At 62.1% G+C, this 20,517-nt stretch carries 15 protein-coding genes; 5 read left to right on the top strand and 10 right to left on the bottom strand.

The features are described from left to right. Positions 1–69 precede the first annotated feature (69 nt). Positions 70–1,182 carry a DegT/DnrJ/EryC1/StrS family aminotransferase gene (locus E2L06_RS10020; RefSeq protein ID WP_138781042.1) on the top strand — a complete coding sequence of 371 codons (1,113 nt, stop codon included), beginning with the start codon at positions 70–72 and terminating at the stop codon, positions 1,180–1,182. Positions 1,183–1,226: 44 nt separating this feature from the next. Here the strand turns inward: E2L06_RS10020 and E2L06_RS10015 are convergent, their stop codons facing one another. Continuing rightward, complete coding sequence (locus E2L06_RS10015; protein WP_138781040.1) at positions 1,227–2,921, bottom strand: helicase HerA domain-containing protein; 1,695 nt, start codon at positions 2,919–2,921, stop codon at positions 1,227–1,229. 450 nt (positions 2,922–3,371) lie between these two features. Continuing rightward, the gene (locus tag E2L06_RS10005; protein WP_138781036.1) at positions 3,372–5,303 is read right to left on the bottom strand and encodes a DEAD/DEAH box helicase; all 1,932 of its coding nucleotides are present in this window, start codon (positions 5,301–5,303) and stop codon (positions 3,372–3,374) included. Between the two features lie 112 nt (positions 5,304–5,415). Here E2L06_RS10005 and E2L06_RS21860 point away from each other — a divergent pair, with 112 nt between their 5' ends. Further along, the gene (locus E2L06_RS21860) at positions 5,416–5,592 is read left to right on the top strand and encodes a hypothetical protein (protein WP_008011899.1); all 177 of its coding nucleotides are present in this window, start codon (positions 5,416–5,418) and stop codon (positions 5,590–5,592) included. Here E2L06_RS21860 and E2L06_RS10000 read toward each other — a convergent pair. Then, positions 5,585–6,544 carry a transcription initiation factor IIB family protein gene (locus E2L06_RS10000; RefSeq protein ID WP_138781034.1) on the bottom strand — a complete coding sequence of 320 codons (960 nt, stop codon included), beginning with the start codon at positions 6,542–6,544 and terminating at the stop codon, positions 5,585–5,587. The two genes, E2L06_RS21860 and E2L06_RS10000, sit on opposite strands and share 8 nt — an antisense overlap. A 727-nt stretch (positions 6,545–7,271) precedes the next feature. Here E2L06_RS10000 and E2L06_RS09995 point away from each other — a divergent pair. Continuing rightward, the gene (locus E2L06_RS09995) at positions 7,272–7,865 is read left to right on the top strand and encodes an ArsR family transcriptional regulator (protein ID WP_138781032.1); all 594 of its coding nucleotides are present in this window, start codon (positions 7,272–7,274) and stop codon (positions 7,863–7,865) included. A 308-nt stretch (positions 7,866–8,173) separates the two neighbouring features. On the opposite strand, the gene E2L06_RS09990 is transcribed toward E2L06_RS09995, so the two are convergent. The 3 genes from E2L06_RS09990 to E2L06_RS21855 form a co-directional block, all read right to left on the bottom strand. Then, complete coding sequence (locus E2L06_RS09990) at positions 8,174–9,982, bottom strand: hypothetical protein (protein WP_171052339.1); 1,809 nt, start codon at positions 9,980–9,982, stop codon at positions 8,174–8,176. A 465-nt stretch (positions 9,983–10,447) separates the two neighbouring features. After that, positions 10,448–11,398: a hypothetical protein gene (locus tag E2L06_RS09985; protein WP_138781030.1), complete on the bottom strand. Its 951-nt coding sequence runs from the start codon at positions 11,396–11,398 to the stop codon at positions 10,448–10,450. Positions 11,399–11,855: 457 nt separating this feature from the next. Further along, entirely contained in the window at positions 11,856–11,996 is a 141-nt protein-coding gene (locus tag E2L06_RS21855; RefSeq protein ID WP_171052331.1) for a hypothetical protein, read from the bottom strand. Positions 11,997–12,052: 56 nt separating this feature from the next. Here E2L06_RS21855 and E2L06_RS09980 point away from each other — a divergent pair, with 56 nt between their 5' ends. Then, positions 12,053–13,333 (top strand): RNA-guided endonuclease TnpB family protein, encoded by a 1,281-nt coding sequence (locus E2L06_RS09980; RefSeq protein ID WP_138781028.1) that lies wholly within the window; start codon positions 12,053–12,055, stop codon positions 13,331–13,333. 49 nt (positions 13,334–13,382) lie between these two features. On the opposite strand, the gene E2L06_RS09975 is transcribed toward E2L06_RS09980, so the two are convergent. Next, positions 13,383–15,206, bottom strand: a complete 1,824-nt coding sequence (locus E2L06_RS09975) for a hypothetical protein (RefSeq protein WP_138781026.1) — start codon at positions 15,204–15,206, stop codon at positions 13,383–13,385. Between the two features lie 286 nt (positions 15,207–15,492). Between E2L06_RS09975 and E2L06_RS09970 the strand changes: the two genes are divergently transcribed. Next, positions 15,493–16,800 (top strand): hypothetical protein, encoded by a 1,308-nt coding sequence (locus E2L06_RS09970; RefSeq protein WP_138781024.1) that lies wholly within the window; start codon positions 15,493–15,495, stop codon positions 16,798–16,800. Between the two features lie 38 nt (positions 16,801–16,838). Here the strand turns inward: E2L06_RS09970 and E2L06_RS09965 are convergent, their stop codons facing one another. The 3 genes from E2L06_RS09965 to E2L06_RS09955 form a co-directional block, all read right to left on the bottom strand. Beyond that, positions 16,839–18,449, bottom strand: a complete 1,611-nt coding sequence (locus E2L06_RS09965; protein ID WP_138781022.1) for an alkaline phosphatase family protein — start codon at positions 18,447–18,449, stop codon at positions 16,839–16,841. 182 nt (positions 18,450–18,631) lie between these two features. After that, positions 18,632–19,642, bottom strand: a complete 1,011-nt coding sequence (locus tag E2L06_RS09960) for a GNAT family N-acetyltransferase (protein ID WP_138781020.1) — start codon at positions 19,640–19,642, stop codon at positions 18,632–18,634. Positions 19,643–19,893: 251 nt separating this feature from the next. After that, complete coding sequence (locus E2L06_RS09955; RefSeq protein ID WP_138781018.1) at positions 19,894–20,478, bottom strand: metal-dependent hydrolase; 585 nt, start codon at positions 20,476–20,478, stop codon at positions 19,894–19,896. Positions 20,479–20,517: the final 39 nt, after the last annotated feature.

Raw genomic sequence — 20,517 nt, 5'->3', positions numbered from 1 at the left:
AGGTGGCAGGTGGTTCCGTATTATGTCGATGCACACCGCGACCGGTGTTCGTCGACACCGATTCGACAGATGATCAGCGCCACCCCCTCCGTGTTCGACGCGTCGCTCGCACGGTCGGGGGATGCAGGAATCGACGCGTTCGTCGACCGGCACGCCCCCGACATCGACTACACCTACTACGGTGCTGGCAAGGTTGCGCTCCGCGACGGCCTCGATGGCCTCGTCGAGCCCGACGAGAACGTTCTCGTCCCCGCCTACCTCTCGCCGGCCGTCGTCGAACCGTTCCGCGAGCTCGGGCTCGAGCCCCGATTCTACGCCATCGAGGAAACGCTTGCGCCGGATTTCGCCGATCTCGAGGCTCGGATCGACGACGACACCGTCGCCGTCATGTCGGTCAACTACTTCGGGTTTCCCCAGCCCGGCCTCGAGCAGCTCATGTCGCTGACCGACGAGTACGGCTGTTACCACATCGACGACAACGCACACGGCCCGATCAGCGTCGCGGACGGAACGCTGCTCGGCACTCACGGCGATCTCGGGTTCACGACGTTGCGAAAACTGCTACCGGTCCCCGACGGGGCGGTGCTCTACCGTGTTGCCGACGAGGTCAAAACGCAGTACGCTCCGTCGCCGCTGGCCGGCAGCGCAGATCGGATCGCGGCCGCCGACTGCCGGTTTGTCACGACCTCGGCCGCCGAAACCGCCCTCGGCCCGCTCTATCAGTCGATCGAGTCGATGCTCGACGGGGCCGACGATCCGTCGTCCGTGGACCCGGGTGCCCGATACGAGGCCACCAAAGCCTCGATGTCGAAGCTCACAGCGATGGTCACCGACGCCGCCGATCCGGATGCGATCCGAACTGCCCGCCGAGAGAACTACCGGACGTGGCAGCAGGTGTTGGCCGACCGCGAGGACATTACGATGTTCTACGAGCGGCTGCCGGAGGGTATCAGCCCATACGAGTTTCCCGTCCGGGCGCGCGATCCGGACGCGTTTCTCACGGCGCTTCACGACTGTGGCGTCGTGGGTGCGCATACCTGGCCGATACTCCGCCAGTCCGTGTTCGAAGCCGACGACTACGACACGGCGACGCGCCTCTCACAGGAGGTCGTCACGCTGCCGGTCCACCAGGGGATCGAGCCGGCGGCGATCGAAGCGGCTGCCGATCGGCTTCAGCGGTGAGCTGGCCCTCGAACTGCTGTGCATTCGGCCGTCGCGTCCCCTCCCTATTCGGTGGTAGCCGATGGCGACAGTTCCGCACGAACGTCGTCGCTCAACGCGTACCGCCGGTCGGCCGTCCGCTCGAGAACACCTTCCGTCCGCAACTCCGAGAGGAGACCCTGAACCGCGACCCTCGACCGCTCGACTTCCGCTGTGAGGGTCGCTGCCGCGAGCGACCCACGCTCATCGAGGGCGGCAAGCACCTCGCGTGCCGTCTCGAGCGAACACTGCGAGCCCTCGCACGCGCGCTCGACGCGGTCGCCGACGGCCGTGGACTCGAGTACCGTCGCGAGATCACGTCCGGCGTCGGTGGTGGCATGTGTCGTCTCATTGGCTGTCGACGTGGGTTCGCCGTCGTTCGATTCGGCATTGGCGGTTGCCGCGTCCCAGTCGACCGGCGTGTACCCGAACTCGACGTCGTCACCGCCGGCCTGCAGGATCGTGGTTTCCTCATCGGTTTCGGCTGTGGACTCGTGCTCGCTGACAGCCTCCCGTAACTGCTCGTTTTCCTCCTGCAGGCGATGCAGTTCGTCCTCGAGCGTCTCGATCCGATCGTCGCGTGCCTCGAGTCGCTCCCGGAGCTCGTCGCGTTCGGCCTCGAGATCGGCGATCTCCTCGTGGAGTCGGCGCAAATCTTCGCCGCCGCCGGGAAGTTGCGACTGGACCGTTTCCGTGTTCTGCAAGGCGTCAGCCATCTGCTTCGCCGCGCTCGACACATCTCTGGCCGAAGCGAGTTCGTCCTCTAAGGTCTCGATGCGCGTTTTCTTTTTCTCGAGTTCGGCCTCGAGTTCCTGGATTCGATCCTGTTCGCGGTCCTTGCGCTCGGAGATGTCTTGGAGGTCGCCGACCAGCGCATCGGAGACGGACTTGAGTTCGGGGCGCTCGAAGTCGTCGAGCCCCGGCGTCGCGCCGGCGTCGAAGGTCCGCTTGCGACGAAACTGGACCTTGCGCACGTCGGTTTCGGTCCAGTCGGTCTGGACGAATGCCTGTCCGTCGTCGAGTTCCGAGACGAGTTCCGCGTACTCGGTGTCGATGATCCGACCGACGACTTTCGTGTCGTTGTCCCAGGTCAACCGGTGCCAGACGAGCCAGTTGGCCTGCGTGATGAAGTCTTTCTTGACGTCGGCTGGCCGCTGGCTGATTCCCAAAATCCCAAGGCCGTGTTTGCGGCCGCGTTTGCTGATCTTGATCAGCAGATTGCCCGTCTCGCCGACGCCACCGCCCTCCGGGATGTACTCGTGGACCTCCTCGACGACCAGCAGGAACGGCTTTTTGAGTTTCTTCTCCTTGACGAACAGGTGTCGGGCGACTTCCCGGAGCAGTTCGTCGGCCACGTCCTCGTCGAGATACCCCGAGACGTCGAGGATGACGGGGACGTTCTCCTCGAGTGCGATCGTGGCCATCTGTTCGGCGTGTTCCGGGCCGATTTGGATGTCACACTCCTCGTCGGCACCGGCGTGGAGCATTTCGTACTCCTCTTTGAGCCCGTAGTACTCCCCGTCCGTGTCGACGATCAGGAGGGGATAGCCGGCCTCGAGCAGCTCCTCGGCGATGACGGACGCAGTGTTCGACTTCCCGGAGCCGCTTTTCCCGGTCGCGAACCCGCGTCCGGTGAGGACTTCGATGACGGGCAGTTTGAGATCGGCACCGTCTGCCGTTTCGCCGACGCGGATCTGTCGCTGCCTGGCTTCGTCGCTCACCGGTCGATCACTCCGCAAACGCACGATTCCGTCATGATATCTGTACTGTCCGAACACGTGACCTTGAAGATTGGCCTCGGGTGTGGCGGTATCTTGCCGGACGTTCCTGATCAGTTATATCGGCCAGCCAGTACGATCAGCAACAGAATCGTCCCAAGGCCGATCGCTGTGACAGTGAGCGCAAATCTCGGACTCGTAAGGGGGAGACTCGCCAGACAATCCGCGATTTGGGTTCGCACCCAGACAGAAACGATGACGGTGAGAGCAAGTGCTACGATGAGGAGTTCGTAGTCAAACCATGCCTTGAGACCGTCTAACGACGGCATAGTATCAGATCGTGTTTGGACTGGTATAATCTTTCAGAAACACTGTCATGTATGCGGGCCAATGACATCCTCTTGACTGGGCTGCTCGAGCGAGGGTCGTCGCGCGATCGGGATGCAGCGACGTTCAGTTGCTCGTATCGGTCTCAGCGTCCCGCTCGACTGTCTGCTCGCGAATCGTCATCCCCTTGCGACCGAGGTGCTGGAGCTGTTTTCGCGCGAAATCCTCTTCGCGAGTTCCCCGCGTCGCGAGGACGTAGACGAGCGCACCGCCGGCCGGCCGCATCGTCCGGCCCGCCCGCTGGGTGCCCTGCCGGCGCGAGCCACCCAGCCCGGAGGCGACGATCGCCAGATCAGCTGTCGGCAGGTCGATCCCCTCGTCGCCGACCCGCGAGATGATCAGCAGATCGCGCTCGTTCCGCCGGAACTCTTCGAGCAGCCGCCGGCGCTCGTGATGGGGCGTCTCGCCGCTGAGGAAGGGCGTCTCGAGCGCCTCGGAGAGGTCCCGGCCCTGCTCGAGATAGTCGACGAAGACGATGGCCTTCGCGTCGGGGTGGGCCGACAGCAGGTATCGTACCTCGTCGATCTTCCCCCGATTCTTCGCCGCGATGCGGTACTTCTCGCGGCCGTCGGCCGAGCCGTAGGCGTTGGCCTGTTCGTCGTCGCCCCACGGCACGTAGCGGATCTCGAGTTCGGGTTCGGCGACGAAGCCGGCCTCGAACAGCGCCTCCCAGTCGGTGCCGATCGGCGGGCCGACGAGCGTGAAGATCTCGGTCTGGCGGTCGTCTTCCCGTATTGGCGACGCCGACAATCCGAGCCGATGCTTCGACTGTAGGTGCGTGCTCCGCCGGTAGACGTCCGAGGGGACGTGCTGGCACTCGTCGAAGACCACCAGTCCCCACTCGCGGTCGTCAAAGAGCGACCGGTGGCGATCCATCCCCGCGATCTGGTAGGTCGCGATCGTCACCGGGCGCACTTCTTTACGGCCGCCGTGGTACTGGCCGATCTGGTGGGCCTCGAGCGACGTGTACTCGACGATCGCGTCGGCCCACTGCTGGGCGAGGTCGCGACTCGGCACCAAGACCAGAGTCTCGCCCTCGACGTGAGCCATCGCCCCCATCGCGGCCACTGTCTTCCCGCTGCCCGGCGGGCCGACGAAGACGCCCTCGCCGGCCTCGGCGAATCGATCGACCCAGGTCTGCTGGTAGTCGCGTAGTTGAACCCCCAGTTCGATCGGTAGCTCCTCGCCGGAGGCGAGCTCGCGATGATCCTGCACCGGATAGCCGGCCTCGTACAGAATGCGCTTGATGGCGGCCTCCGAGCCCTCGCGGACCCAGTCTTCGGTTTCGGAGATCGGCGCGTGGACGTGTTCCTCGTCGAGTTTCTGGCGGGCGACGTTGCCCATGATCTCGGGCGTCTGGGCCTCGAGCACGGTGTATCCCTCCTCGTGGGTCACGAGCCGGAACTGGTGAGCGCGGTCCCACTGGCTTTCGACCCACTCCTCAAGGTTCTCCGAACGCTGACCCAGCGCCTGACGCATCGTCCGGGCCAGGTCCTCGAAACTGTCGTGGGGCGTGCTCCAGACGTCTTCCGGCCGGACGACGTAGCGATAGCCGTCCTCGCCGTTGGCATCCGCGAGGTGGGCGAACTGGGAGAGTTGCGCGCGCGTAAACTGGTCGGGCCGGTCGACGATGATCTCGCGGCGCTTCGGAAAGACGACGACGCGCTCGCGGTCGGTCAGGTCCTCGAGTTCGCTGGGATACCAGACAACGGGGTCCGTGGACACGGACAGTCGCTCGAGAGCGCCCGACTCGGCGAGGGTCTCGAGTCGATCGCTCGCCTCTTCGTGGGGAATCTCGAGCGCACGGGAGACGGCTGCGGCAGTGAGTACCGGTCGACCGGCCTGCTGGCTGGCGTCGTGGAAGTCGGCGATAGTGAACGCGTCACCTGCCTCGTTCTCGTCGGGCTTCGCGCTGGCGTCGGCCGTCGCGTCCCCAGCCGGATCGTGGGCGTCGCTTCGCTGCTCGTCGGAAGCCGCCGAAGAACGTTCGTCAGTCACTGCCGGGTCGTAGCGGTGGTGGGGGTAAACCCATTTCGCTCGTGGCTCGAGTACGGGTCGGCTCTTTCGAGCGAGAACAGCTATATTTGACTTGCCAGCGTTACAAGATCACATGTACCACGCGATCCTCCCCGAAGGACAGATCGTCTGCGAGCGCTACGATCACACCGATGACGGACTCGAGTTGTACGACGCCGACGACAACTTCCTCGCGTTCGTTCCCTACAGCAACCTCCACGCCCTGCTCGACGAGGAGATTTACGAGGCGGATGACCGCTCGGTCATGTAGCCGGCTGTTGGTCGATCGCCTCGAGTTGTTCCCGATACCGGTTGCGGACGGTGACGACGGTCGTCTGGGCGGTCTCGGCGACCGCTCGCTGCGGGATCGTCTCGTCACAGAGCAGGCCGGCGGCGTAGATAGCCGCGGCGGCGAAGCCGGTCGGTGACTTGCCCGAGTGGAGGCCCTGTTCGGTCGTCCGATCGATGATCTCGATGGCTTTGGTCTCGACGTCCTTGCCGACGTCGAGTTCGGAGCAAAACCGCGGGACGAACTGCCGGGGATTCGTCGGCTCTAGGTTGATGTCTAATTCGTCCGCGATGTACCGATAGGTGCGGCCGATCTCGCGCTGATCGACGCGTGAAACAGACGTTACTTCCTCGAGGCTGCGGGGAATTCCCTCCTTACGGCATGCCGTGTAGAGGGCGCTGGTCGCGACGCCCTCGATCGAGCGTCCGCGGATGAGGTCTTGCTCGAGTGCCTGTCTATAGATGACGCTTGCCGTCTCCTTGACTGGCTTGGGGACGCCTAACGCGCTTACCATCCGGTCGATCTCGGAGAGGGCGTATTTGAGGTTGCGTTCGCCCGCGTTTTTGGTTCGGATTCGTTCCTGCCAGACGCGCAGCCGATGGAGCTGGCCGTGTTTGTCCGCGGACATCGAGTGGCCGTTTGCGTCCTTGTTGCGCCAGTCGATGGTCGTGGTCAGTCCCCGGTCGTGCATCGACTGGGTCAACGGTGCGCCGACCCGCGAGAGGTCGTCGTGTTCCTGTGCGTTGAATGCCCGCCATTCCGGGCCGTAATCGATGGGATCCTCCGTAAGGACGAGGCCACATTCCTCACAGACCCGCTCGCCGCGGTCCGGATCGTGGACGATCGTCTCGGTCTCGCAATCAGGACAGCGGTCGACCTCGACCGCCTCCGACTGCGATTCGTTGCTGGCGTGTTCGATAATAGACCGCGTCATCAGTACCCGACCGAAGCCGTGCAGTCATTGTAAGGGGTTACCATGGTTTCGCGGGAAACACCGATTTACTTTGGGTTCATTCCTAAACGAATAAAAGGAGTGGGACGAACGACGAAATCGCGACTCGCTCGCGGAGAGTGACACCGATGGTGCACAACTCGTCTCTCAGTGGTCGTGTCCGAACGAACCGACCGCCGGCCGGCTCACTCACGCTGGTGGATTAATAGGCGTCTGTCACATGAAACACGGATGTCGGTACGTCGAATTGACACGGTAAACACGTCTTTCGGATACGAACTGTCACGCGAGTTTATGTTCGTTGCGTCGAACGGTCTGTATTGGTGCCGTGTTGTCAGACAGTCGGTCGGGTTCGTGCCGGCGCTCGATCTCGTTTCGGTCGAATCGACCGTACGCCGTGGATACGTACGCACAACCGGCTGATACTGTCCGGTCGGTCGGACGAGCATACCCGATCGCCGTGGCGACCGGAAGCCACCGCTGTGTGCCGGTCACGAAGTCGTTTCGTACCTGCTTTGCAGCCGGTGCGAAACGTGGCTGTCCTTAAGAGCATCTCTGTTGGTGTACAACCTGGTGTGTCAATCGTGAGTTCGACTCGTCGTTTGAACGTACAACGGTCGCCGCTAAGCCAAGACTTCAGTGACTTTGGCCACCGACGACAGGCGATAGCAAGCGTGAATGGGGTCGCTACGGGTGGGTGGTCAGAATAATGTCGTCGATCGACCGGTCGCTGCCTGATGAAATTACGTCGGTCGCCGCCGACGAGGACGAACGACTCTCGAAGGACGTCATTTTCGAACTCTTAAAGAATCGGCGTCGTCGGGAAGTGCTCGCATACCTGCTCGAAGCCGATGAAACAGTTACGCTCGGTGAACTCGCAGAGCAGATCGCTGCCTGGGAGAACGATACCAGCGTGAACGCGCTCAACTCCGACCAGCGCAAGCGGGTCTACGTCGCTCTCTATCAGACACATCTCCCGAAGATGGACGATGCCGGGATCGTCGAATACGATCAGGACCGTGGGCTCATCTCCCTTGCGGACAACGCCGATCTGCTGATGATGTACCTCGATACGGAGTCCCACCATCAGGATCGATGGGACCGATGGTACGCCGGGCTCAGCGTCGCCGGCGCCTCCCTGCTGGGAGCTACCCTTCTCGGAGCCCCGTTGCTATCGGCGATTCCGGTAGTCATCATCGCAAGTATCGTCGTCGCTGCGTTCCTCTGTCTCTCGGCCGTACACGTCGTCCAAAACCGTCACCAGGAGCGCGATGTCGACGGAAAGCTCTCCCGTATCGATTGAGCGTCGATGCGATCCGTTCGTTGCTCTTCAGCACAGATCTCGCCTGAGGATGCGTTCGGGTGTAGGCCAAACGAGCGTCACCCCTTTTTCGGAGAGGGCCAAGTCGTGTCGCTATCCAGTCCGAGATGTTCCGTCTTCGAAGAAGGCTTTTTACCACCCCGTTCCGTACGTTCGAATGGCTCCCGACGACCGTCATCCAGTACCGGAACAGTCGCGTGCCAGCAGCTGTTCTCGGCGCGGGGGCCTTTTGACAGAATTCGCTAGGAGGAACGCGCTGCCGAGATAGCAGTGTGCTATTTTACAGCTCGTTACTGATTTCGCGCGTTGTACTGAACATCGACGCTCGCCTCGCCGTGAAGCCGGAAGTCGGTGACGTCGCCGTCGAACCAGTAGGCGTCGATCCAGTTGCCGACACCGCCGCGAACGGTCGTCCCGTCGATGACGTCACTATCGTCCATCGAGGCGTTCTGATAGGTCGATTTGACGACCGTGCCGTCGATCTCGAGGGCGTACGTACTCGGTCCGTCTGTATCGACGCCGTCGATCACGAGCGCGTGGGGCGGCAGTTCGGTGTCGCCGTACTCGCTCGGATCGATTTGCTCGCTGTCGAGCGTGACGGTAGCTTCGCCGTCGGTGAACGTAATGTCCGTCAACGTCCCCGAAAATCGGAAGGTCTGGGTTTCGTCGGTGAGCGAACTCTGGACGGTCGAGCCCGAAATCGTCGTCGCCTCCGTTGCCGGCTCGTCCGTCGATGCGAGTTCGATCGTGCCGTCGACCGTGATCTCGTAGCTCGTCGGCGTCCCGCGACCTGCAACCTCGAGGACGTGGGGGAGCTCTTTGCCGTAGTCGGCGGGGTCGACTTCCTCGCCGTTGACCAGCACCGAGCCGGGCCCGTCGACGGTAAGCCCCTCGAGGTCGCCCGAATAGCGGAAGGCGTCTTTCCAGTCGGCGACGGTGCCCTGCACGGTCGAGCCATCGATGGAGTCCCCGTCGTCGATCGACGCGCCCTCGTAGTTGGAGTGTTCGACCTCGCCGCCGACGGTGAACTCGTATCGCGTCGCGTCCGATGGACTGCCGTCGACGAGTAGCAGGTTCGGCAGGTCCGGTTCGTCACTCGTATCCGTGCTACCGGAACTACTCGAGCCCGTACTTCCGGATCCAGATGCGGCTTCCTCGGCCGACGTCGGGACGCCGTCGGGAATCGAGAGGTCGGGGTTTCGAGAGACATCGCTGCCGACCGAGACTGTCGAGCCGCTCGCGCGCTGGATCGTGCCGCGATAGCCGCCGCTCTGGAAGTCGACGCTGCCGGGGGAGCCGTTCGCGCCGGCCACGAGCGCGTAAGGGTAGGGGCCGTCGGCGAAGTGCGAGTCGCGGATCGTCACGGTGCCGCCGTTCCAGACCCAGACGGGCCGGCCGTTGGTCTCGGTGTAGCCACCATAGCCGCGTCCGTAGTCGGTGTTGTCGTTGTAGGCGACGCAGTTGACGATCTCGTCGTCGTCGCTGCCACATCGGAAGGTGGTGACGCCGTTGTTCTTACCGAAACAGCTCTCGAAGCGAACGCTGCCGCCGTAGGGCGTGTTCGAACAGTAAAAACCGTTGTTCGGGAACCCTTGCACGTTGCAGTGACGGAAGGTGAGGTCCGCCTCGCTGCCGCGGTGCATGAACACGGCACCGGGGCCGTGTACGAAATTTTCACCTTCTTTCGTCGCGCCGTCTCCGAGATAGATGTTCTCAAAGAGGATGTCGCCCTGTCCGGCTTTGATCGAGATGATGAACGACGCACCCCGATAGAGTCCTTTGAACCCGATGTTTCGAATCACCGAGTTCGCGCCCTCGACGTAGAGCAGAAAACTCTCACCGGTGGTGAAGTCGATCAGTTTGTTCTCGAAGGTGTCACCCCGGCCGATCCGGACCGTCTGTCCCTGGGCCTCGATGACCTCGTAGTCGTCGGTTGCCGCACTCGCAGTTCCTGTCAGCGTTGCGGCGGCTGTCGTCGCGCCGGCCAACTTCAGATACGATCGCCGGTGGAGTAATCCATCATTACCGCTGTCGTCGATCGTCTCTTCGTCACGAGAGACCGACGACTCGTCATCCAGTTCCGAAAGGTCGCGTGCCATGCAATCGGGTAATATGAGACTACCCAGATAAACTTTCCCAATTCTAGAGCCTAAAATTTACAGACTGTATCTATAATCTGTAGAATTCATAAATGATTGTGTGGGTGAATGCGACGAAATTTGAATTCGCGTCATATTCCACTCTCCTTGATGGTAATACTGTATTACCGCGTAGCAGCGCCGAAACTCGCCCGACCTCGAGCACTGGTTCTGAGTAAAACGATATTACCCAGCCCGTGGCAGCTCACTTACAGCCGCTCGAGCGGGAGAGTCCGCACTGCTCGGACGAGAACGAGCGTTCCGGAACCGGGAGGAAACGAAAACAGCGTGGTGTGCCAGCGCGGATCGTGGAAGGGAGGGAGTGATCCGCGTTGGGGAGGACAGTCGCGTCAGCGGGGATTGATCGACGGAGAGCGGTGCGTCAGCGGGGCTACAGTCATGCGGTAGCTCGACTCAGAAGTAGCTTCAGTTCGACGCGCCGGACGCCGCTTCTTCGGGGGAGGTCGGGACGCCGTCCGGAATGACAGCCTTGGGGCTGGTTCCGACCTTCTTACCGAGTTTGACGTTCGAGCCGGCGTGTTCGGCGATGCCCGCCGTCTTGTCGTAGTCGGATTTCTTGACGACGACTTCGGTCGGGTTGCCGTTTGCACCGGCGACGATGGCGTTGTTCTGGCCGTTCATCTCGAGCTGGCAGTTCTCGACCTCGATCGTCCCGGGTGCCCACGCCCAGATCCCGCGGCCGACGTAGCCCTCGCTGGAGTCGACGTAGACGCTCGAGTTCGTGACCTTGCTGCCTTCGGTGGCCAGTCGGAAGTGCGAGACATAACAGTTCGCGGCGAAACTGCTGTCGATGTGGATCGTCCCGCCGCCTTTGGTTCCGGGCGCGGAGCCGTAGATCGCGTTGTCCGCGAAGCCCTGAATGTTGACGTTCTTGAAGTCGATGTGGCCGGAGTGGTCGGGGGCAGCCCAGAAGGCAGTCTGGCCGTGTCCGTTGGGGTTACCGTTGCCCGTGCTCGCACCGTCGCCGAGGTAGACGTTCTCGACGGTACAGGTACCACCGGCGGTGTCGGAGATGCCGAAGGTGGCAGAGCCGGTTCCAGAGGTGTTCTCGCCCTTGAATCCGATGTTTCGGACCGTCCAGTCACTGCTGTGGGCGGTGATGACGATGTCCTGGCCGGTCGTCATGTCGATGAGCTTGTTCTCCCAGGTCTCACCCGCGTCGATGGTGATCGTCTGTCCCTGGGCTTTGATGACCTCGTAGTCGTCCTTGGCCGCAGCGGAGCCGGCCCCACCGATCGCGGTCGTCGCCGTCGCCACTGCAGCGAGCGAGCGAACGTAGTTGCGGCGGGTTAATCCGGAGTTACGGCCTGTAGTCGGAGTAGATTCCGTTTCGGACGTACGGGGATTCTGCGCCATACAATTCCGTAACACCACCTTACGCTCATAAACTTTTTCTTGCTGCTATCGCCAAGATTTTCAGACTCTATTCAAATCGATGGATAATATTACACAATTCAGTATGGTTCGTTCTCGAAGTTACGAACGAAATATCGGCCGAACACAGCGGCGAAATCGGAACGTTCCTCGGTAAATACGAAAATACCCGGGACAAAGGCGCTCTCACGGTCGAATTCGGCAAGCGGTTGATAGACTGTTACACAGCGATCGGCGTCGTTTCACGCGAGAAGCAACGTATTTCCCAGGTCTCAATTGGGACTTTCTACATCGAATCGACCTAGTGTGTGACGGTCGCCTGCTTGAGCCGGCACGTATGCCGACATCGGTGCTGACGGCGAGCCTACCTAAAACAGCGAGAGAGTCCAGCCGTTTACGGCGGGCGTGAATCGCGTCACTCGACGACGCGAACCACCGGTTACTCCCCGGCCGGAGTCTCCAAGTCGTCGGCGGCGTGGATCAACATCCCGCGCCACGTCAGACCGTGTTCGTTTTTCACGCGTTTGATGCGCTCATACTGTTCGTCGTCGGGGACTTCGATGTTCACGTAGTTCGACACAGTATCTACGAGAATTCGTATATTTATGTTAGTTATACTCGTGCACAGAAGTAGCGATGAAGCGCACCAACGAGTTCGAAGTAGTTTCCCAGTCCGACGCGGACGAGGAGTTGCTTCGACGGCACTTGGACGCTTCAGCCGCTCTCTGGAACGAGATCAATTATCAGCGCCGAACCAACTTCGAAGATCCGGACGGCGACGTTTGGGAGATCGACGAGTACCGCGGACGGTACGGCGGTACGCTCGGCGCGTCAACCGTTCAGCAGATCGAACGCAAGAACCGCGAAGCGTGGCGCTCGTTCTTCGAACTCCAAGAGAAGGGAGAAGCCAACGGCAAGCCCGGCTTCTGGGGCAACCAAGACAAGGGTCGCGAACTGCGGACGTCCATCCGAAACACGTCGTACTCGGTCGAATGGGGCCAACACTCTCGGCTCGAGATTCTTGTCGGCCAAGACCTGAAAGAGGAATACGGTCTTGGATACGGAGAGCGTCTCCGGCTCGAAGTTCGGGGCAAACCCAACTGGAAGGAGTACGACAAACAGGGCCGATTGGAACTGCATTACGACGATGTGAGCGAGACGTTCAGAGCCTTTCAGCCAGTCACAATCGACAATTCTCGACTGGCACAACCACTGGCGGACGAAACCGCCGCTCTGGACATCGGTGCGAACAATATCGTCGCCTGTACGGTTTCAACCGGCGAGCAGTACCTGTACGAAGGGCGCGAACTGTTCGAACGGTTCCGCGACACCACGCAACGAATTGCCGATCTTCAGTCAAAACTCCGCGAAGGGCGGTACCGTTCGACTCAAATCGACTCGCTGTACCGGCGACGGACCCGACGACGCGACCATGCACAGGATGCGCTCTGCCGGGATCTGATCGAACGTCTGTACGACCAAGGCGTCTCCACGGTGTATGTCGGCGATCTTACCGACGTACTCGAGACGCACTGGTCTGTTCGGACGAACGCCAAGTTGCACAACTTCTGGGCGTTCCGGCGATTCGTCGGACGGCTCGCCGATACCGCCGAGGAGTTCGGCATAACCGTCGAAGTCCGCACGGAAGCGTGGAGCTCGCAGATGTGTCCGAACTGCGGCTCAATCACGGACACAACGCGGCATCAAGACACGCTCACCTGTCGTTGCGGCTTCGAAGGCCACGCGGACCTCGGCGCAAGCGAGACGTTCCTGAAACGGCACGAAGACGTAGCACGGCCGATGGCACGGCCCGTGTGCCTCAAGTGGGACAGCCACGACTGGCTGGAGTCACCACGCTCTCTCCGTCCCAACGAGGAGCACACGAACCCGCAAGTTGCCTCCGTGGACTCGGCGTAGCCGAGACTCCCAGCGAGAGGAAACCCCGGCGTGAACGCCGGGGAGGATGTCATGCAGTGGCGGTGGCCGGTGTGCTGTTGGTCGGCGTCCCGTTGACCGTGTACATCGTGAACTCGTCGTTCGAGATGACCTTGTTCGCGTCCGGCTCGGTGTCGAGTCCCTCGAGTGCAGCGCGGTCGTAGTTGAGTTCTCTGTAGATGTCGATCTCTTTGGTCCGGTCCCACTCCGTGTAGACGAAGTAGTACTCGTCGGAGGGGTAGGCACCGGTGTAGTTGCCCGCCGAGAACAGGCTGGCGTTGACGGTTCCGGTGGCAGCCGACGCGCCGCCGACAGTATTGGTCCCGCCGGCGACCCCGTTGAGCCCGTGTGCGTACCGGTACGGGTCGTAGCCCATTCCAGCGTAGGGGACGCTCTCGTTTCCGTGGTCCAACGCGTCCTCATAGCCGCTCATCATCTCGTCGGTCACGTGCTGGCTGGGATTGTAGATCAGCGGCGACGTAAACACCGTCAATAGCCCGAGGACGAGACAGGCACTGAGGACCAGCGCGACGACCGCGTTCGCACCCGGCCTCGTGATCGTACTCGAGAGACCGCCGACGAGCCGCGCGAAGGCGATCCCGGCCAGGATCGTCAGGAAAACGTAAATAAAGCCGATCTGCCGGAACGCCATCGTCGGCGTCCCGAGGAAGTAGACGAAAAACATGCCCGTCAGCGGGAACAGCGCGAGCGAGACGTAGTTGACGAACGATCTGGGTTCGTCGTCGAGGCTCGTCCGACGGAGCCAGACGAGCAAGATAAAGACGCCGACGACGAGGGCGATGATAGCCATATCGAGGAACATCTTCACGAACAGTTCGGTGAGGCTCCCGCCGATTTCGGTCAACGACGTCCCGCGCTGATTGACGGTCGAACTCCCGCCGATGTCCTGTGAGAGGAGTCCGGTGACGAGTCCGGCGACAGCCTGCCTGAACCGCTCGTTGCCGAGCGCCCAGAGACCAAAGAGGGCACCCAGCGCGATCGTATGGGCGTAGGTCGTCGGATGCTCGAGCATCGGATGGTCGTCGAAGCGTCGCCGAGCGAGATACTGGACACCGCTGACCGCACCGATGAAGACGACGACGTTGACCATCTGCTGGGGGTGGACCACCAGGAGCACGAACCCAGTGAGAAGGATGAGGACGCTAAACGGCGACACATCGAGGGGGAGTCGTTCGACCGTCGCGCGTCGTCGGAGGTAGGCGACGATCGCGAAGAGAACGGCCGGAACGAGAAACAACGCGTTCGAGTTGGTGTGGACGGCCATGTGGGTCGCGATGTTGTTGACCGGCAACACCATCCAGGAGACGATCGCCGCGAGGCCGACCGCGACCCCACTGGCGCCCATCCCGCGGACGACCAGCGGGACGAAGACGACGAAGGGGACGAACAGGACGACCATGCCGATCAGGAGGCCACGCTCGATCGGGACCCCAGCGAGGTAGTGAAATACCGCCGCGATCGCGTGCAATCCGGGATAGAAGAGCTCGTGTGGTTGGGTTGCGCCAGTGACGATGTCCCGTGTCAGCCCCAAATGCGTGAGCGCATCGCCCATTCCGGCGAAGCGGTAGTTCCGGACCAGCGGCAGACTCACGATCGCTGTGACCGTCAGCGTGCCGAGGCCGATCCCGACGCCCTGCTGGCGACCGCGACAGACCAGCGTCGTTCCGACGGCGATCGCGAGCGCCAACGCGAACCCGGCCCATGTGATCGTCGGGGTTCCCACGTAGACCGACGGCTCGTAGGCGGTCGCGGGATTCGCTCTCGCCACGAGGAGCCCGATCGCAACCGCGAGAAAGCCGACCGCGACCGTCACATCGATCGTCGATCGTCTCATGGGCTGTCACCCGGCGCGGCCGGACCACTCTCGAGACGCATGTATTGGCCCAGTCGTCGCCGCTGCCGTGGATTGTTATAGGGATCATACCTGCGAACACAGCCGTTGTCGTTGCTCGCACAACGGTGTGACAGACTGTCACGGCACGCGCACGCGTCGAGATATGCTGTCCCTGTCGATAGGGGACACCTGCCTACAGCGCGCCGCCTCGGCGCGCGGCCGTTCAACGGTTCTGATGGTTTTTGTAGCCGGTCGTGATCCAGTCTGGACGATCCGACCACGTCCTATGTCATCGATCATCATTGACGGAATTTCAGTCCACGACGGCCGCCTCGAGTGTTCGGTCCGTAGTTCGGCCGACCTCGAGCGGTTTTTCACCGACGAACCGTTTCGAACCAGCTACGACGTGCCGATCGAAGACGTCCCCGAGGGCGTCCTCGCGATTCCGGTGCTCGCACAGGTCTGTCCGGTCGCGTGGGCCAACGGGGCCGACGTCTACGTCGACGAGGTCGACGCGACGTTCGCCCGGGCGCTCGAGGACGTGCAAGCGTCGCTGTGTGAGATGTACGACTTCCTCGAGGGCGGGACGCTCTATGCGCGGCGAACGATCGATCCCGACCCTGAACCGGGCGACGAGAGCGGCCTGTTGTTTACCGGCGGCGTAGATTCGACGTGTTCGTACGTCCGTCATCGCGACGAGTCGCCGACGCTGATCAGCGTTCGGGGCTGGACGATCACGCCGGACGCAGCCGACGACGAGAAGTGGAATGCACTCCGCGAGCGCGTCTCGCGGTTCGCCGCCGATCACGATTGTGAGACCGCGTTCGTCGAGTCGAACATGCTCTCGTTTCTCGATCATCCAATGCTGTTGGCCCACTACAAACGCTACGTCGACGGCGGCTGGTACAGCTCCGTCGGCCACGGCCTCGGACTCTTGGGCCTCTGTGCACCGATGGCCTACGCACGCGGGATGACCGATCTCTACGTCGCCGCGACCCACTGGGACGGCATCGACCTCGAGTGGGGTTCGCGCCCCGATATCGACGAACACGTCCGCTGGACCGGCACGCAGTGTCACCACGACGCCTACGAACTCACCCGCCAGGAACGCCTCGACGTCATTGCTGACTACGTCCGTAACGAAGATCCGGGGCTCCAGTTGCAGACCTGCAACGACCGAATGGACGGCAACTGCGGCGAGTGCGAGAAGTGCTATCGTACTGCCGTTGGGCTCCGGCTTTCGGGGCTCGAGCCGCCGGCCCACGGCTATCCCTTCGCGGACGCAGACTACCACGACCTCCGGCGCTCGCTCGAGCGCGGCGACTGGGTGCTCGGCCAGGACGAACGGCACATGTGGGCCGACATCCGCGAGCGCGCACGCGAAACAGAGCCGACATCGCCGGCCGAGCGAACGTTCTTCGAGTGGCTCGAAACCGTCGATTTAGACGAGTTGGTCTCGTCGTCCGAGCCGCCGCTGACCCATCGGCTCTTCTGGGTCGGTGCGAGAAACACCCCGAACAGCGTCTACAGGACGATGTACCCGGCGTGGCGAACGGCGAAAGCCGGCTTGCAGCTCGTTCGCTCCGACAGATAGCGCTATAGTCCGCCACAGCCTGCCACCGTTTTCGGCCCTCACTCGAGATAGCCGAGATCCGCGAGTCGTTTTTCCACACCCTCGTCGGCCGTGTCGACCGAGCGATCCCCCTCGAGCCGTGGATACTGGCGCGTTCCGGTCGACTCGACACATGGGAGCGTCTCGCCGTCCATCCGCTCGTCGACCGGCACGCCGAGCGTCGAGAGGACGGTCGGTGCGATGTCGAAGAGGTGAGCGTCATCGACACCGGCGGTATGATCGATATCGTCGCCGGAGGCCGCGACCGTTCCCTCGAGCTTGTGGTTCCAGAGTTCGCTCGGCGGACCGAACTGCTCGTCTCGCAGCGTCGCCGAGATGAAGTGCTCGAAGTCCGCGGGGACGGTCACGATATCCACGGCGTGGTCGCTTTCGGGGCCGTGGAAGTATTCCTCCCTGCGCTCAACCGCTTCGAACACACGCTCGCCATCGGGCGTCGTGACCGTTCGCAAGGCGTCGATGATCCGTTCTCGGACGTCCTCGTACTCCTCGGGCGGGACGACGCCGTCGGGCTCGCGACCCTCGAGATTGAGCCGAACTCCGAGTTCGATTCGCGAGCGAACGTACGCACTCGACGCACGGAAATCGACCTGGGTTGCCCCTGCGCTGACGAGCCCGGCTGGGGCGTACGCTGCGACGAGGTCGTCGAGCCGGAGTCGCTCGAGGACGGCACCGAGTCGCTGGCTCGTGAGGCCAACGCCCGCGACGGCTGCCATTGCCTGTTCGGCGACGCCGGGCTCGTAGCTCGTGGCGTCGTCCCCTTTCTTGAGATTGTCGTCGCGAACGGTCGCCCACGTGGGCATTCCCGTCCCGCCGTGTTCGGTCTCGACGAACCCCGCGTCGCGGAGGTGTTCATTGATCCGAAACTCGTAGCCGTCGTACGGTCCCATCCCGTGATCGCTGGCGATGATCACGTTCGTCGGCTCGTGGGCCTCGAGAATCTCGTGGAGCTGTCGATCGACCTCGCGGTAGATGGCGCTGATCGCTGCGTCGTCCTCGGGCCGCTTGTGAAACACCGAATCGGTCGCCTGGAACTCGACGAAACCGAACTCGGGATCGTATCGGTCGGCGAGATAGCGAAACGCTTCGCCTCGCATGCGCACGCAGTCACTATATCTAGTGCTGAGATCGGCAGTGTCGTCAGGATAGACGCGATACTCACCAATCGCCTCCCGGACGTCCTCGAGCACGCCCTCGGGATGGCAGTCTGGATCCTCCGGCGCGGTGTACCCCGGAATCAGTGCCCCGTCAAACGCCCGTGGCGGATACGTGACCGGGACGTTGACCACCACGCTCGTCACGCCATGGCGATCGAGCAGTTCCCAGAGCGCTCGCTCGCGAACGTCGGTCGCGTTGACGACGTCCCAATCGTAGCCCTCGAACGAGAGAAAGCCGTAGACGCCGTGTTTGCCCGGGTTCATCCCCGTGTAGAGCGACGGCCATGCCGAGGCCGTCCACGGCGGAATCTGGGATTCGAGGGTTCCGCTCGTTCCGGTTCGGTAGATCGACTCGAGGGTGGGTATCTCGTTGTCTTCGAACAGCGGTGCCAGTACCCGATCACAGGCAGCATCGATGCCGACAAGGAGCGTCTGAAGGGAAGATCCGTCGTCCATTGTCGACTTGTCTACTTCGGCGACCCTTTGTTATGGATTTAATTACCGATAATAAAATACTGTGTTCGAATCCGTCCTGAGTCGGCAGTCACAAACTGATCGCCACCGTACGTTTCTCATCCGAAGTAACGACCGTGTACTGGCAGGCCCGCGTTCGTCCGTCTCCGATTCCAGCCCGAAGCTCATTTGACGCTATCGTACAGCGATGCGATCGTTTGCATCCCCCACGTGCCTGCCTCGAGGCTGTAGTACGTCCGCAGTTCGGGGTTGAATTTCGCCTTGTATCGGTTGATCCGACGCGTATCGGCACCGACGAGATCGTACGCCTTGAGGCCGCGCTCTATTCCGTCTTTCATGATCGCCCAGTCGAGGAGGTCGTTCGTCGGGACGTCGATGTCGGCGTCGGTCCGGACGCCACCCATCCACCGGCCGGTGGTGTCGCCGTACTCAAGGGCCAAGATGCCGCCGATGAACTCGCCGTCGACGCGGAGCGTGTACGGTCGAACGTGGCCGTTCGGCGACCGATCGGCGAGGTCGAGGACGAACTCGACCGGCACGTCGAAGCTGATCCCCTGGGATTCGTAGCGATTCTGGACCTGTTCGTGGATCAGGCGGCGTTCCTTGGGGCCGCCGACCGTGATCTCGTAGGCGTCGTCGTCGGTGTTCCGAACGTTGCTCCGCGCGTCACTGCTAAAGGCCATTAGCAGGTCGTCTTCGTCTCTCGTGAGGTCGACCACGTAGGTGTACTCCGGGCTCACGTCGTATTCCTGCCACTTGAACGGGCGTGCGTCCTCGAAGGCCGTCGCGGTTCGAACGTGGCTGTACTTCGGATTCAGTTCGGCACTGATCCACTCGAAGCAGCCGTCCATGAACCGCTGTCGCCGCCGTTCGCGCTTTCGCTGCTTCAGCTTCCCCATGTTCAGAAACGCCGGCCCGAGATACGGCACGCGGAGATGCGGTGGCGGCGAAAACGCAGTCGTCACGAACTGCTTTCTGATCTCGAAGACGGGAAAGAGTCCGACCGGCTCCTGTCCTTTGAACCCGATCAGCGGGTGCAACGTCGCGCCGGCGTGGTCGGCCTGGACCCGCAGCGCCTCGAGTTCGTGACACAACGTCCCCTGTGGCGACCGCTCGACGTATCCGTTCCACTGCTCTAAGTCGTCGTCGGTCGCGACGCGAACGTCGATACTCATGGGTTCGATCCTCTGCCGTTGATCGGCTGACGTGGGTGTCCTGTCTCAGCGCAGTCCATAGGAACCGACTCGCCACAGAGGCACTTTGTAAGCAACTTATTTCCACTATCGTCAGTATTCGATTCTGATCGGTCGACTCGCTCGTGGGAGCCGCGATCGCTGTCGCCGGAGTTACGATACTCTTACCCGTGGATACTCGCAGCGGCAGCCAACTCCTTCTTTGTGGGTGTCGGCGCGTTACACCGCAATCCTCAATTGAGCCGGTCGTGCACCAGCCGGTTCCAGCGAACGACGAGCCGATAGCCCGGCCAGCCATCGACGGTCCAGAGCACGAGTGCAGCGAGGCCGAGACAGAGCTGCAAGACCAGATACGGCGTCGGCTCGAGCGCGACCACCTTCTCGAGGTACGGGACGAAGTTGTGACGAACTCCCTCGAGCAGACCGCCGTGGCTGCGACCCTCGATGACGACAACCGGCCAGAGGAGGTGGTGGATCGTCCATTCGCCGCTCGAGAGGTAGATCGGGATCACGTCACCGACGAGGTGAAGCGGATACCCGATTCCGAACGCGAGTCCGAGTTTGGCTCGTCCGTATCGTCGAGCGACCAGTCCCGAGACGATCGCGAGCGGGATGGCGATGAATACCGAATGGGCAAGCGCGTAGCCGGATTGAAATACGTCGAACTGCCAGGATAGCGTTTTGTCAATCACGTCAGGAAAGACGGAGGCGAGCAGGACGAACGCCGTTTCATACTCGCCAGGCGCGGTCCGATAGTACGTATGACAGACCAACGAATAGACGACGTATGCAAAAATCGCGTGCTCCCATGGCCACATGCATCTGCCTACGCCGCTGTCGCTATTGATAATAGAGGT

The organism is Haloterrigena sp. H1, assembly GCF_005938085.1.
In the GTDB taxonomy this organism is placed as follows: Archaea; Halobacteriota; Halobacteria; order Halobacteriales; family Natrialbaceae; genus Natrinema.
Note: the sequence above shows the minus strand (reverse complement) of the source record. Positions and strands in the feature narration are given on the sequence as shown.

Excerpts from the sequence above, each read along its gene's own strand:
- E2L06_RS10020 (WP_138781042.1), top strand. The coding sequence starts at position 70 with ATGATCAGCGCCACCCCCTCCGTGTTCGACGCGTCGCTCGCACGGTCG.
- E2L06_RS21860 (WP_008011899.1), top strand. The coding sequence starts at position 5,416 with ATGTACCACGCGATCCTCCCCGAAGGACAGATCGTCTGCGAGCGCTAC.
- E2L06_RS10000 (WP_138781034.1), bottom strand. The coding sequence starts at position 6,544 with ATGACGCGGTCTATTATCGAACACGCCAGCAACGAATCGCAGTCGGAG.
- E2L06_RS09995 (WP_138781032.1), top strand. The coding sequence starts at position 7,272 with ATGTCGTCGATCGACCGGTCGCTGCCTGATGAAATTACGTCGGTCGCC.
- E2L06_RS09990 (WP_171052339.1), bottom strand. The coding sequence starts at position 9,982 with ATGGCACGCGACCTTTCGGAACTGGATGACGAGTCGTCGGTCTCTCGT.
- E2L06_RS09985 (WP_138781030.1), bottom strand. The coding sequence starts at position 11,398 with ATGGCGCAGAATCCCCGTACGTCCGAAACGGAATCTACTCCGACTACA.
- E2L06_RS09980 (WP_138781028.1), top strand. The coding sequence starts at position 12,053 with ATGAAGCGCACCAACGAGTTCGAAGTAGTTTCCCAGTCCGACGCGGAC.
- E2L06_RS09975 (WP_138781026.1), bottom strand. The coding sequence starts at position 15,206 with ATGAGACGATCGACGATCGATGTGACGGTCGCGGTCGGCTTTCTCGCG.
- E2L06_RS09970 (WP_138781024.1), top strand. The coding sequence starts at position 15,493 with ATGTCATCGATCATCATTGACGGAATTTCAGTCCACGACGGCCGCCTC.
- E2L06_RS09965 (WP_138781022.1), bottom strand. The coding sequence starts at position 18,449 with ATGGACGACGGATCTTCCCTTCAGACGCTCCTTGTCGGCATCGATGCT.
- E2L06_RS09960 (WP_138781020.1), bottom strand. The coding sequence starts at position 19,642 with ATGAGTATCGACGTTCGCGTCGCGACCGACGACGACTTAGAGCAGTGG.
- E2L06_RS09955 (WP_138781018.1), bottom strand. The coding sequence starts at position 20,478 with ATGTGGCCATGGGAGCACGCGATTTTTGCATACGTCGTCTATTCGTTG.